The organism is Pontibacter roseus DSM 17521, from assembly GCF_000373265.1.
GTDB classification, from domain to species: domain Bacteria; phylum Bacteroidota; class Bacteroidia; order Cytophagales; family Hymenobacteraceae; genus Pontibacter; species Pontibacter roseus.
Map to the genome: position 1 here is coordinate 1,322,463 of NZ_KB890761.1, position 14,232 is coordinate 1,336,694.

The 14,232-nt window shown below is 56.1% G+C and carries 6 protein-coding genes; 2 read left to right on the forward strand and 4 right to left on the reverse strand.

Going from position 1 to position 14,232, the window contains the following annotated elements; genetic code table 11:
• Positions 1-43: 43 nt before the first annotated feature.
• The 3 genes from B051_RS0106135 to B051_RS0106145 all read right to left on the reverse strand — a co-directional run bounded on the left by B051_RS0106135 (position 44) and on the right by B051_RS0106145 (position 2,321).
• Entirely contained in the window at positions 44-1,258 is a 1,215-nt protein-coding gene (locus B051_RS0106135; protein WP_018477306.1) for an S-adenosylmethionine:tRNA ribosyltransferase-isomerase, read from the reverse strand.
• 92 nt (positions 1,259-1,350) lie between these two features.
• Positions 1,351-1,752: a DUF2721 domain-containing protein gene (locus tag B051_RS0106140; RefSeq protein WP_018477307.1), complete on the reverse strand. Its 402-nt coding sequence runs from the start codon at positions 1,750-1,752 to the stop codon at positions 1,351-1,353.
• Between the two features lie 29 nt (positions 1,753-1,781).
• Positions 1,782-2,321, reverse strand: coding sequence for a hypothetical protein (locus B051_RS0106145; protein ID WP_033316653.1), 540 nt, complete (start codon positions 2,319-2,321; stop codon positions 1,782-1,784).
• A gap of 594 nt (positions 2,322-2,915) precedes the next feature.
• Here B051_RS0106145 and B051_RS0106150 point away from each other — a divergent pair.
• Together B051_RS0106150 and B051_RS0106155 are read left to right on the forward strand one after the other, a co-directional pair.
• Positions 2,916-10,445 carry a T9SS type B sorting domain-containing protein gene (locus tag B051_RS0106150; protein WP_083919422.1) on the forward strand — a complete coding sequence of 2,510 codons (7,530 nt, stop codon included), beginning with the start codon at positions 2,916-2,918 and terminating at the stop codon, positions 10,443-10,445.
• A 25-nt stretch (positions 10,446-10,470) separates the two neighbouring features.
• The gene (locus B051_RS0106155) at positions 10,471-11,424 is read left to right on the forward strand and encodes a PorP/SprF family type IX secretion system membrane protein (RefSeq protein WP_018477310.1); all 954 of its coding nucleotides are present in this window, start codon (positions 10,471-10,473) and stop codon (positions 11,422-11,424) included.
• 74 nt (positions 11,425-11,498) lie between these two features.
• Here B051_RS0106155 and B051_RS0106160 read toward each other — a convergent pair whose 3' ends face one another.
• The gene (locus B051_RS0106160) at positions 11,499-14,093 is read right to left on the reverse strand and encodes a M14 family metallopeptidase (RefSeq protein ID WP_018477311.1); all 2,595 of its coding nucleotides are present in this window, start codon (positions 14,091-14,093) and stop codon (positions 11,499-11,501) included.
• Between the last annotated feature and the right edge of the window lie 139 nt (positions 14,094-14,232).

A 14,232-nucleotide genomic window follows, 5' to 3' on the forward strand; every position in this document is an offset into this window, starting at 1 on the left:
AATCTCGCAGCGTGCGCAGCTCCTGCGAAGTTCGTTGCCATACCTACGGCAGCAACAGCGAGCTGTCGCCGTAGCTCAAGAAGCGGTAATCATTGTCCATGGCATGGCGGTATACCTGTTTCCAGTTTTCCCCAATCAAGGCGGCCACCAACAGCAGCAGCGTGCTTTCAGGCTGGTGGAAGTTCGTGACCAAGCCACTGCATACCCGGAAGGTATAGCCTGGTGCGATGATGATTTGGGTGCTCGCGTGCAGGTGGTCGGTGTGGTGTCGGTCCATGTAATGAAGCAACGCCTGCAGCGCCTCAGCCGCCGCCGGAGGCGTCGCCGTTTCATACGGTATCCATTGCGTCACGTGCAGTTCCTCCGGCTTCAGGTCCGGTTGCCGTAGCAGCAGCGTACCCAGCCAGTACAGGCTCTCCAAGCTTCGCATAGAAGTAGTGCCCACAGGTATGACAGGCTTACCCAAATGCTGCAGCAGCAGCTCCACCACCTCTTTTGAAACCATCAGTTGCTCGGCATGCATCTCGTGTGCCTCCATGGTGTCGGCCTTCACAGGTTTAAACGTGCCGGCGCCCACGTGCAGGGTCAGGTAGGTGCTGTCTGTACCCCTAGCGCGCAGCTGCTCCATTACCCGGTCTGTAAAATGCAACCCAGCGGTAGGGGCAGCCACAGCGCCCTGGTGGTGGGCATAGATGGTCTGGTAACGGGTGCGGTCTTCGGGGGTGAGGTCCCGGTTCAGGTAGGGGGGCAGGGGGAGCCGTCCGCAGCGTTCCAGCACTTCGGCAAAAGTCAGTTCTGCAGGCGTCCACGTGAAACGGATGAGAAAGTGCCCATCCTGCTGCGCCTCGCGCTCGGCTGTCGCCACTCCTCCTTCAAAGTATAGCTGCAGCGGCCCTGACTTCCAACGCTTGTTGTTGCCCACCAGGCATTTCCAGGTGCAGCCCCCGGTCTGTTGCATGGCCAACTGCACCTCGCGGTGAGGGGCCACCGGCTCCAGGCAGAAAATCTCCACAATGCCGCCTGTCTCTTTCTGAAAGAGCAGGCGTGCCTGTACCACTTTGGTATTGTTGAAAACCAGCAACGAGCCTGGTGGCAGCAGTTGCGGCAGGTCCGTGAAGGTATAGTTGGTTATGTTTTCGCGGTGGTAGTACAGCAGTTTGGACTGGTCGCGTTCCGGCAGCGGGAATTTGGCGATGCGGTCATCTGGCAGCTCGTACACAAAATCCTTTATGGCCAGATTTTTCGGGTTGGGACTCATTTGGGTGAGTTAAAAGTTGAAAGTGATGTGTTGAGAGTTGTGAGTTAAGAGGGCCTTTGACAACTATAAACTCTTAACTTATAACTTTCAACTTAGGCAGCGGTTTGCTCTTCCAGGTCATTCAGTTCCAGTTCCAGCGCCTTCACCGAAATCTGTATCTCGCGCAGGGCGAGCGCCAGGGAGACCATCAGGAGCAGCAGGCTAAGGCCGAAGACATACTTCCCCACCTCGTTGTAGCCCGCAAATAGGATGAACATGCAGAACACGCAGCCAAACATGCTGGAGATGCCGAAGCCCTGCATGTTGCGAATCAGCACCAGGCGGATGCGCAGGTTCTCAATCTGGCCATACACCCGTTGGTTGGGCGCGGAAGCGTAGCGGCTTTTCAGGCTCCGGATGAGGTTGGCCAGCGCCATGAACCGGTTGGTGTAGGCCAGCAGCAAGAGCGAGATAGCCGGGAAGAGCAGGGCTGGTGTCGTCAGCGTGATTTCCATATGTGTCTGGGAGTAGGCAGGTATAGCCCCTACTGGATGCTTTTCAGGAAATCCTCGTCGAGCGGCTCATCATCGTCTTCATCTGCCTGAGGCGCGTCAAAGTCCACTTCCTGCAACAGCTCCAATCCTTCCAGCATCAGCTCGTCCAGTTCCCCCTTCGAGGTGGCGTCCAGCGTCTGCTCAAACAGGGCCAGGATATGCTCGCGCTGCTCATTCACGAATATCTCGTGGTAGAGTGTGTCGAAAAGCGCTATCTTCTTCTGGATTATCTTGTCTATTTCGCGCGTGCTCTTGGCCCTGACAGCCTCCTGCAGCAGTTGCAGCACCTCCTTGGCTCCTTCGTTGTCGGCTAGCCGCGAATATGCCTTGATAAAGGCGATGGCGACGCCGAGCCGCAGCATCTCGAACCGGAAACCAAGCTCCTCTGAGGGCTTGTCTTGCTGTGGACGAGCAGCTTTCAGTGCCTGCTCCAGCTTCTGGTAAACGACGGCTGCTGGCACCTCGAAAACGTGTGGCTTTTCGGGGGCGAAGGCTGTCTCAAGCAATAACTCAAAGCTTCTGGCGCTCATAATGTATCGTGCAAAGGTGGCATGCTGCAAAGGTACTATTTTATACTTTCTTTCACCAAGGCATGTTGACCCATACCTCGGTATCGAGCTCCTGCCCCCATGTCTTTTCCTTGTCTAGCCATCTCAACTATTCCCTCTGTTCCACGGCTTGCCAGCAGCGGCGGGAGGAGGTATGGTTAGCATAGTGATTTTGGAATATTTATGTAAATAGTTATAATTAGGTTTTTAATATATAGTTATATTCAATAAAATCTATTTTTGTATTGTTTGTGAACTCTATTAATGTTTAATTTAGCCGTGAACTTTTTAGTATTTGCTATAAGTAGTTGATATAAAGCGAGAAATAGATTTGATATTCTGATAAAATTCCTGTTGAATTGCACTTTATAAAAGGATATGAAAATAACAAGAATAGACTATAACAAGACGAAGTTAAGAATGAATGTTTAAATAATGATTAGATAAATACAATTAGGATGAAAACAAACCCTCAAGCTCAGGCCATAGAGAAACCGGCCGTAACACGAAGTGCCCAGCTAAGGGCAACCAACAGAATCAACAGAAACAACTAGCCGCACACATACCCTATACCATATGGAAATAAACTTTACTCGAAAAATCACCTTCTCGTTTGCGCTTTGCCTATTAGGGATGCTACAACTCGTAGCCTCTCACAGTCTGTTTGCGCAAAAGAATGCGGTGGTGCCGACTTTCACTGTCGATTTGACGGGCAAACCCAATGGGGTTTGGGAGTCGGGGGCTGTTACAAGAAACGGACAGCTCTGCGGAGCGCCCAGCAACGAGAACTGTGTCCAGTTTAGCATCCTACTGGACAAGAATGCGGCAGGCCTGGAGTTTGAGATTGTGGATGGCCCGGTGCCTTCGGGCTCCATGGGTTACCAAATAGACTGTGGTCCGCAGGTGCCGGTAGGGCAGCCGATTTGCGTAAAGGGTAAAGGCCCCCACATCCTGACGCTGTGCATGCCTGGCAATGCCAAAGGCAAGTTCGTCATCAAGTCCATCGCGGCCTTTGAGCCGCAGCCGGATATAGCGGTGACGGCCGGATGCCGGGCCATACTCAAGGCACCCATCGCCTTTGAGGAGGCTTCCATCGTGTGGCGGGACATCTCCGGCAACGGCGCCTACGACAAATACCTGAGTTTCCCGAACGGCAAATCTGAAGCCGTTGTGACGCCTGACGCAAATGCACCGGCCTATGTGGACTATGAGGTATGCGGCCGTTCCGTGGCGTCGCCTTGCTCCACGCTGCCGTACTGCGATGTGGTGCGCGTGTATTTCTACCCGCCTCCGGTGGTCACCATTGGTCCTGCGCCAGCCATCATCTGCCCCGGCGGCTCCGGCGTAGACTTGGTGGGGACCGTGACCGGCGGCAGCGGCAATTTCAGGTATATCTGGACCAACAGTGCCGGCACCGTGGTGGGTAACAACAGAAACTACCGCGCCACGGCCGTGGGCACCTACAAACTGGAAGTGCGGAACGAGAACTACCCGGACTGCCGCGAGTTCTCCGCGACAATCAACGTGGTGAACAACCTGACGGTGAATGCAGGACCGGACCAACTCGTTTGCGCTCAGGCCAAAGTGCAGCTGGCCGGTGCCGTAACAGCCGCTACCGGAGGTGTTTGGAGCGGTGGCAGCGGAACATTCTCCAGCAGCACCGCTCTCAATCCTATCTATACCCCCTCTGCAGCCGACATCAGTGCCGGCTCTGTCAGGTTGACGCTGACCTCTACCGGTAACGGCTCTTGTAGCCCCGTGAAGGACGAGCTAGTGGTTTCCTTCTACGTCCTAAACGTGAGTCTGACAGGCACGCCCGTCATCTGCAACGGTACACTAGGAACCGTGACGGCCAGCGTGACGGGAGCGCAAAGTCCTTTGACCTACCGCTGGAACACAGGAGAAACCACCGCAGCCATCTCAGGCAAACCTGCCGGAACCTATACCGTGACGGTGAGCGATGGAAAAGGATGCGCTGTGTCGAAATCGTTCACGATAACCCAAGTGACCGGGCCAACGGACTTCATGGCCAACGTCAAGAATCCGACATGCGGGGCCAGCAACGGCACCATCACAGTGGGCGGCGCTACGGGTGGAACAGCTCCCTATACCTATAGCAAAGATGGGGTGAATTTCCAGAGCGGCACTTCTTTCTCCAATCTGGCGCCAGGTTCCCATACCATCACCGTGAAGGATGCGAAAGGCTGTACCTTGGCAAAACAGGTGGCGTTGACGAACATCGCTGGGCCTACTAACATGACAGCCAGCTTGAAATCCTCTACCTGCGGTGGCAGCAACGGCAGCATCACCATAAGCGGCGTGACGGGTGGAACCTCCGGCTATACCTACAGCAAAGACGGCGTGAACTTCCAAACCTCAGCCACTTTCACTGGTTTGCCGGCCGGACCATATACCATCACCGTGAAAGATGCCAACGGGTGTACGTTCGCCAAGGCCTTCTCGATTGCAAACATAGTTGGGCCGACAGCGGTAGCGGCTACTTCTCAGGCGGCTAGCTGTTCGAACAACGATGGAAGCATCACGATGGGCACAGTCTCCGGTGGTACGGCTCCCTATACCTACAGCATCAACGGTACCACCTTCCAAGCTTCCACCAGTTTCGCCAGTCTCGCCTCGGGTACCTATGCTGTTACTGCCAAAGACGCGAGTGGCTGTACGGTAACCAAGTCTGTGTCGGTAGGCAAAAACGTGATGACCAACTTTGCCAGCTCGACGGCAGCTGCTACCTGCGGCGCCAGCAACGGCACCATCACTGTGGGCGCGGTGACGGGTGGCATAGCCCCCTATACCTACTCCAGGAATGGCATGACCTTCCAGACGGCAGCTACACTGACTGGCTTTGCCGCAGGCACGTACAATATCACTGTCAAGGATGCCAAGGGATGTATTTTCTCGCGACAGGTGCAGGTAAGCAATGTGGCCGGTCCGTCCGACTTGCTGGCCTCTGGCTCTTCCGCTTCCTGCGGTAACCCCAATGGAGCCCTGACCATCACGCGCGTGACGGGAGGTGCATCACCTTATACCTATAGTATAGATGGCGCTGCTTTCCAGTCATCCGCCACGTTTACTAACCTGGCCGCCGGAAAGCACACGCTCACCGTGAAGGACGCGAACGGCTGTACCTTCTCCAAGGAAGCTACCATCAGCAACGTAGCTGGGCCTGAGTTCACGGCTACTGTCCAACCCACCACCTGTGGGGCCCGCAATGGGCGCATCACCGTGAGTGGCGTGACGGGCGGGAGCACACCTTATACCTACAGCATCAACGGCACCAATTTCCAGGCCTCGGCAACCTTCACAGGTATAGCGATTGGCACCTACACGGTTTCGGTGAAAGATGGCAAGGGTTGCGTGGCTACCAGAACAGTGGAAGTGACAGACATGGCCGGTCCAAAGGGATTGACCTTATCCAGTGCTTCCTCCACCTGCGGCGGCAGGAATGGCAGCATCACAGTGGGTGCGGTAGCGGGTGGCGTAGCTCCTTATACCTATACCTTAGATGGCACCACCTTCCAGAGCGCGTCGACCTTCGGGGCGTTGCGGGCAGGCAAGCATACCGTGACAGTGAAAGATGCCAATGGCTGTACTTTCAGCAAAGAGGTGACGGTGGAAGACATCGCCGGGCCAACAAATCTGACTGCCACGGCGAAAGCCTCCACCTGCGGCGCCAGCAATGGCGAGCTTACTGTGTCGCTCGTAACGGGCGGCAAAGCTCCCTATACCTACAGCAAGGATGGTGTGAACTTCCAGGCATCGGCCACTTTCACGGCTTTGGCTGCGGGCTCTCATTCCATCACGGTCAAGGATGCCAACGGCTGTACCTTCACCAAGGCTTTCACGGTGACGAACACCGGCGGACCTACAGCGGTGGCGGCTTCTTCGCAACCGGCTACCTGCGCCAATAACGATGGCCGCATCACCGTGGGAGCGGTAACAGGCGGAACCGCTGGCTATACCTATTCTATCAACGGCACCACCTTCCAAGCCTCGACCAGCTTTACTGGACTAGCATCCGGGGCGTACACCGTGACGGCCAAAGACGCCAACGGCTGTACTACAACCACCTCCGTGACGGTAGGTAAAAACGTGCCTTCTAACTTCGCTAGCACAACGGTGCCTTCTTCCTGCGGTCGCAACGATAGCAGTATCAGGGTAGGGGAAGTGACAGGTGGTACGGCTCCCTATACCTACAGCCTCAACGGCAACACGTTCCAGACAATGGCCTCCTTCACCGGATTGGCAGCTGGCTCGCACACCATCACCGTGAAAGACGCCAAAGGATGCACTTTCGCCCGGGCGGTTTCCATCAGCAATGTGGCAGGTCCTGCTTTCTCAGCTTCCGCACAGGCAGCCACCTGCAGCGGCAGCAATGGCCGGATTGCCGTGAGTGGCGTCACCGGTGGCGTCGGCCCCTATACCTACAGTAAAGACGGAACGAACTTCCAAACCGCCACTTCTTTCACAGGCTTAGCAGCGGGCAACTACACCATCCAGGTTAAGGATGCGCAAGGCTGTATCGGTTCGGTATCCGTGGAGGTGAAAGACGTTGCTGGTCCAAGTGACCTGAAGCTGACGGCCACCGCCTCTACCTGCGGCAGGAGCAACGCCTCCGTGAGCGTCAGCGAGGTAACCGGAGGTACTGCGCCGTATACCTACAGCCAAGACGGAAAAACCTTCCAAACCTCCGCCACCCTGACGGGCATGCTAGCCGGCGAACACACCATTGTGGTGAAAGACGCCAACGGCTGTATTTTCAGCAAAGCGATAAAGGTGGAAGATGTGGCTGGTCCGAGCGCCATGACGCTGACCAGCACCGCCTCGACCTGCGGAAGCGCCAACGGCAGCATCAGCGTGACAGGAGTGACCGGCGGAACGGCTCCTTATACCTATTCCACCAACGGCACTAGCTTCCAGGCCGCCACCCGCTTCGAGGCGGTGCTGGCCGGGGAGCATATGGTAATAGTGAAGGATGCCAACGGCTGTACCTTCGCCAAGAAAGTGACAGTAGGCAACATTGCCGGACCCACCAACCTGACTGCCACCACAAAGGCTGCTACGTGCGGCGCGAGCAACGGGGAACTGACGGTGTCCGCCGTGACAGGTGGAACCTCCGGCTATACCTACAGCAAAGACGGTGTGAACTTCCAGGCCTCGGCGACTTTCAAAGGACTGGCTGCAGGCTCCTATACCATCACCGTCAAAGATGCCAACGGTTGTACTTTCGCCAAAGCCTTTACGGTAACGAACACAGGCGGGCCGACGGCAGTGGCGGCTACCACGAAAGCGGCCAGCTGCGCCGATAACGACGGCACCATCACCGTGGGTGCGGTGACCGGCGGAAAAGCACCTTATACCTACTCCATCAACGGCACCACCTTCCAGACCGGCACTGCTTTCAGCGCCCTGGCTTCTGGAGAGTACACCCTAACGGTGAAGGATGCCAATGGCTGTATCGCAACGGCCATTGTGAAAGTGAACAAGGATGGTCCGGGCAGTTTTGCCAGCACGGTGACCAACACCAGCTGTGGCCTGCAGAACGGCAGCATCCGAATCAACTCCGTTAACGGTGGCGCGGCTCCCTATACCTATAGCCTGAACGGCGGCAGCTTCCAAAGCGCTGCTTCCTTCATAGGGCTGCTTGCCGGAGCGTATACCGTGACCGTGAAAGACGCCAAGGGCTGCACGCACACCGAAGCATTCCAGGTGAACGATGTAGCCGGTCCAGCTGACTTCGTCGCTTCCGCCAGGTCCTCCACCTGCGGGAGCGCCAACGGTAGCCTCAGTATCGGTACTGTCTCTGGCGGAAAGGCTCCCTATACCTACAGCCTCAACGGCACCAGCTTCCAAGCTTCCACCTCGTTCGGTTCGCTGGCGGCGGGTGAGTACCAGGTGACGGTGAAAGACGCCAACGGTTGTATCTTCAGCAAGGCAGTAGCCGTGACGAACACCAACGGACCGGAGAACTTCACCATGACAGCCAAAACCGCTACTTGCGGCGCGAGCAACGGCAGCGTGGCAGTAGGCCAGGTAACTGGAGGCATCGCGCCGTATACCTACAGCAAGGATGGGAAAACATTCCAACCTTCCGCCAACCTAACTGGTCTGGCGGCCGGTACGCACATAATCACCGTGAAAGATGCCAACGGGTGTACTTTTGCTAAATCAGTAGTGATTGAAAACATAGCGGGTCCATCCGGATTTGAGTTGGCGGCCGTTTCTTCTACCTGCGGCGAGGCTAACGGGAGTATTAACGCAACTGGTGTAACAGGCGGAACAGCCCCCTATACCTACAGCCTGAATGGTGGCACCTTCCAAAGCAGCGGTACGTTTGCCTCTGTTCTGCCCGGGGAGCACACAGTAACTGTCAAAGACGCTAATGGCTGTACAGTGAGTAAGAAAGTAGTGGTGGACAATGTGGCTGGTCCTGCCAGTCTCACCGCCAGCACAACACCTGCCTCCTGCACCACCCATGATGGCACTATCACCATCAGCAAAGTCACCGGCGGCACGGCCCCTTATACCTACTCGCTCGGCGGGAAAACCTTCCAGGCCTCCAACACCTTCACCAAACTGGCGGCAGGCGATTACCAGGTGTTCGCCAGGGACGCCAAGGGTTGCAGCACCAAGACCACCATCACGGTAGGCGCGAAAGGACCGAAAGAAGCGGCCATCACCTCCACCAAAGCTACCTGTGGTGCGAGCAACGGTGCTATCACCGTGGCTTCCGTGACAGGCGGGGTGAAACCCTATACCTACAGCCTCAACGGCACTTCTTTCCAGGCGGCTGCTACCTTCACAAACCTGGCAGTGGGCTCCTACAATGTGACCATCAAAGATGCCGAGGGCTGCATACTCGAGCTGAACCACAACGTGGTGAACAGCGGCGGCGTGGAGCGCTTCACGGTGACAGGAACCGATGCCAGCTGCGGTGAACAGAACGGCCGCATCGCCATCAGCCAGGTGACAGGCGGCGCTGCTCCCTATACCTACAGCATCGACGGTAAGACCTTCACCGCTGAGCCAACCTTCACCGGTCTGCCTGAAGGCGATTACCAGGTGACGGTGAAAGACGGTAGCGGCTGCAGCAACATCCAGTCGGTTACCCTGAAGAACAGCCCGATGCTGACCGACGTGAAGTTCAGGGTTTCCATGGCAAGCTGCGGCCAGGCAAGCGGTGAGATGGTGATTGAAGAGGTGACTGGCGGCACGGCTCCTTATGCTTACTCGCTCGATGGCACCAACTTCTCCACTTCTTCCACGCTGCGCAATGTGGCACCTGGTTCCTATGCCTTGGTAGTGAAAGATGTCAAAGGCTGTACCTTCTCGGTGCCAGTGACGGTGAAGAAGTTCGATAGCCAGCTGGCTTTCGTGCAGCACATCAGCTGTTACGGTGAGGCTAACGGTGCCATCGCCATCTCAGCTACAGGCAAGGATGATGATACCGAGTACAGCATCGACAATGGGGCTTCCTTCCAGAAAGACTCCGTGTTCACCAATCTTCCGAAGGGCACCTACACGGTCATCACCAGATTCTCTGCCGCCTGCACCATCACAGTGGGAACGGTAGAGATAAAGGAGCCGCAGCAGCTGCAAGTGGCTGTCACGCCAACTGCCGGAGACATCGGGAAGCCAAATTCAGCGGGCGCGGCCGTGACGGCCATCAGCGGCGGCACGGCCCCTTACACTTACCAACTGGACAACGGCCAGTTCTCCGCCGATTCTGTCTTCACTGGTCTGAAAGGAGGCGAGCATACCCTGGTGGTAAAAGACGCCAACGGCTGTACTGTAGAGGTGCGCTTTACAGTGGAGAACCTGGGCGAGTTGGACATCCCGAATGGCTTCACGCCGAACGGCGACGGCATCAACGACCGCTGGGTGCTCCGCAACCTGCCGGTGTTATACCCTGACTGCAGAGTGACGGTGTACAACCGCTGGGGAAGCCCCGTGTTCGAGTCGAAAGGCTATGCCAAGGAATGGGACGGCACGCACAATGGCAAGCGCCTGCCAGATGGCACTTACTACTGCATCATTGAGTTCGGGGACGGCAAACCTGCTCTCAAATCATCGGTGACCATCATGCGCTAAGTTTCGCCCTTAACACATTGTTTTTATGAAAAAGAACTTACTTCTCATATGTTTTCTTCTGCTGGCTACGGGAGCCGTGGCCCAGCAGAAGGCCCTGTACAGCCAGTACATGATCAATTACTTCATTCTCAACCCGGCAGTCGCTGGGTTTGAGAAGGATGTGAATTTCAAGGTAGGCTACCGTAACCAGTGGGTGGGTTTTGAAGGCGCTCCCAAGACCTTTTACCTGAGCGGGGAAGGGGCGCTGTTCAACCAGGACCTGAAGCGCAGTAAAAGAGCCCAGCCCTTCCAGGGGGTGGGCGGCTACGTCTATACCGACCAGACCGGACCCACCACCCGTACCGGGGCATTGGCATCGTATGCCTACCATGTGCCGCTGAACAAGCAGATTTTCCTGTCCTCTGGTATCTTCGCGGGATTTCAGCAGTTTCGTTTCGACCCGAACAAGGTGCGCCTGGCCGACGGCTCCAACGAGCGCGACCCGGTGACCAACCACGGCCGCATCGATGCCTTCATGCCCGACCTGACAGTAGGCGTGTTCCTGCACTCGGAGGAGTTCTACGTGGGGGCGTCCTTGTTCCAGGTGCTGGGCAATAAAATCCATGAAGCAGATGGAACAGAGGAGGTCAGTCGCCTTTCCCGCCACCTGTTCGTGTCCGGCGGCTATAACTGGGATGTGCACGACAAAATCACCCTTATGCCATCGGTGTTGCTGAAGTACGTACACGCCGCTCCCATACAGGCTGACTTCAATGTGAAAGGCGCCTACCATTTCTCAAAGAGACGACAGAAATCAGTGTACGACGACCAGGTATGGGCGGGCATTTCGTACCGCACCCAAGATGCCATCGTAGGGCTGGTAGGCGTGCAGTTCAAAGAGCAGTTCCAACTCGGCTATACCTACGACATCACCATCTCACCCATGCGCCACCAAAGCTCCGGCTCCCACGAAATCGTGTTAGGGTATAGGTTGAAGTGATTAATCCATCCCTATAACAAAAAAGGGCCAGCGCATAAGCGCTGGCCCTTTTTTGTTATAGGGAAATGCTATACCTAGTCGTTTGCTTCCTCATCAGCGCGGGCAGAGCTGCCGCTGATAATCTGACCGAAGAAGATGCTGTTGAGGAACAGCTTGTTGGTGCCATACCAGAAGGCGCGGAAGTTCGGATTATCCGTCATGGCAATCACCTTGCCGCTGCCAAGTGCTGACACGTTGATGGCCGCGCTGCCGCTCAGTTGCTTCAGGTTCGGCTTCGAGATGTAGCCGCTCAACAAAGGCTTGGCTGTGTACAGCATCGGGTTGGCGTATGGGCTCTGGGAAGGCTCCATGAACAGCGTGTTGTCCCGGAAAGTCGGGAGTTTACCATTGTAGTATCCGTAGCCCAGTGGGTGCGTCAGGTCCAAATCTGCCTCAAAGATGGCCCCGCCAATCACCTGCGCGCCGTTGGTGTTGCTCATGTCGGCGTAAGGCTTACGAACAGGCACGTCCTTTCCCTCCTCTGCCTTCTTGAAATTGAAGTTTCCGATTTTGTTGTCGGCGAGCCAGCGGGTGGCATTGCCCATACCTATCAGCGTGCCGCCCTGCTGCACCCAGGTACGCAGCCTGTTCTTGCCAAAATCCGAGATGGTACCATACGAGCCGTCCGCCATCACCAGCACGGTATAGCGGCTCAGGTCGATGCGGTTGACAGCCTCAGCGCTCACCAGGCTGGTGTTGATGTTGAAGCGGTGGTCGAGCAGGTGCCAGGCTTCGCCAGCATCGTTGCTGTTCACGCCGTCGCCAATCAGCATGGCCACCTTGGGTTGCGTCAGGCTGTAGATGCCCGGGCTACCCAGGTTGATGCCATCCGTGAAGCCGGTGCTCATGGCGTATACCGTGATGCCATTATCTTTCGCTACCTGCGCCATCAGCTCGTGTAAGCGTTCCGCTGCCAGCGGCTGTCCGCTCACCGGCACGAGGATAGTGCCATAGTCGAATTGCTTGCCATCGGCGCCTTTGAATTTATCAGTTGCCACCCTGGCTTGCAAACCGTGGTTGAAGAGGGTGTTCAGCGCGCGTGGCGCATAGTAGCCGTGCCACTCAAAGGCATAGGCGTAGGCGCTGTTGCCGCCTACCAACTGCCCCTGCGGGAAGTCCACGGAGTCAAGTTTCTGGCCCAGCATGTTGTTCTTGAAACTTCTGCCCGCCAAGTCAGCGTGCTCCAGGTTGAAGGCCAGCGGCAGCGTCCAGGCGGACACGTCGTAGAAGAGGCTGTCCTGGAAAGAGGTGCGGCGCTCAAACATCCCTTCAATCAGCTTGTACTGCGGCTGGTTGGTTGGCACAATGTAGCTGTTCTCTGGGGTATAGGTGATGTTGTTTACCGTGAACTTCTCCTTCGGGCGGTAAATATCAATCTGGTGCTGTTCGATGATTTCAGCCAAGTGGTAAGCCCGTACCTTGTCTTTTTCCGAGCCGAACACATAGGCGCTCACTTTGGCCTTGGCCGCTTCCTTGGCTGCACCTTGGTAGAAATCGCGCTGGTGAGACAATAGCTCTTCCCGCATGTTCTGCACTGCCTCCAGCGTAGATAGTGTAGTGGTGAACTGGTTGCGGATGGTGAAGGGGAAAGAAAGCACCCCATTCACGCTCTCCTGCGCATGACCTCTGGAACTGGCCTGCTCAAACAGAATACCAATGGCACCATTAACATCTGGGTAAGTGGATCCCTTGCCATAATAGAAGTCGTCGAAGCTCTCTTCGGTATAGTAGAACGATCCGATTTTATCCAACGCCTTGGCATGGAAACCGGCAATTTTCTTGGTCAATTCGTAGTTCTTGGCTGGGGTGAGCGGGTGGTTGCGGCTCGGTATACCTGGCTGGAAGAAGAAGGTAGAGTTGGTGCCCATCTCATGGTGGTCGGTCAGCACGTTTGGCTTCCACTCATGGAACTTCGCCAGCCGTCCCCGAGACTCCGGATGCTGCAGTGGCAGCCAGTCGCGGTTCAGGTCGAACCAGTAGTGGTTGGTGCGGCCACGTGGCCATGCCTCTGCAAACTCCTCGCTGTTGGGGTCCGTCACCAGGTTCTTGCTGCGGTGCGTGTTCACCCAGCTGGCAAAGCGGTTGAGTCCGTCAGGGTTGATGGAAGGGTCTATCAGGATGATGGTCTCATTGAGCAGCTTGTCTATCTCCGGGCCCTGGGCGGCTGCCAGGTGGTAGAGCGTCAGCAAAGAGGCGTTGGTCCCGCTCGGCTCGTTGCCGTGCACACTGAAACCCATCCAGACCACTCCTGGCATTTTCTTGATGTCGAGGTTGCTAGAGGCCTTCGGGTCCGTCAGTTTTCTGTGCTGCTCCTTGATGCTCTGGATGTTCTGGTGGTTAGCCGGAGAGGTGACCGTGAGCAGGTATAGCGGACGGTTCTCGTGGGTGCGACCATACTCTTCAATGGAGATGCGGTCTGACACCTCTGCCATCTGGCGAACATACATCACCAGCTGGTCATGGCTGATGTGCCATTCACCCACGTTGTAGCCCAATATGTCCTTCGGGGTGGGGATTTCTTTGTTGTAAGTTGCGTCCTTGGGGAGGTAGTAGGAGAGGTCTGCCTGCGCTGTGGCCCATTGGCTGATGAGTACCAGTGCCGCTACAGCGAGTGCATAAATGTTTCTCATTAGTGCTTTGGTTTTAAGGGTGATAAGAAAATAAGGTTAGTCTTGCAATTTGACGCTTTGCGCCGCTTTTTCCAAATATAGATTTGTGTTACTGGCAGGTTCTTTTGAAGAGAAGTCATAGCAGAAAGTCCCACTAATA

Excerpts from the sequence above, each read along its gene's own strand:
- B051_RS0106135 (WP_018477306.1), bottom strand. The coding sequence starts at position 1,258 with ATGAGTCCCAACCCGAAAAATCTGGCCATAAAGGATTTTGTGTACGAG.
- B051_RS0106140 (WP_018477307.1), bottom strand. The coding sequence starts at position 1,752 with ATGGAAATCACGCTGACGACACCAGCCCTGCTCTTCCCGGCTATCTCG.
- B051_RS0106145 (WP_033316653.1), bottom strand. The coding sequence starts at position 2,321 with ATGAGCGCCAGAAGCTTTGAGTTATTGCTTGAGACAGCCTTCGCCCCC.
- B051_RS0106150 (WP_083919422.1), top strand. The coding sequence starts at position 2,916 with ATGGAAATAAACTTTACTCGAAAAATCACCTTCTCGTTTGCGCTTTGC.
- B051_RS0106155 (WP_018477310.1), top strand. The coding sequence starts at position 10,471 with ATGAAAAAGAACTTACTTCTCATATGTTTTCTTCTGCTGGCTACGGGA.
- B051_RS0106160 (WP_018477311.1), bottom strand. The coding sequence starts at position 14,093 with ATGAGAAACATTTATGCACTCGCTGTAGCGGCACTGGTACTCATCAGC.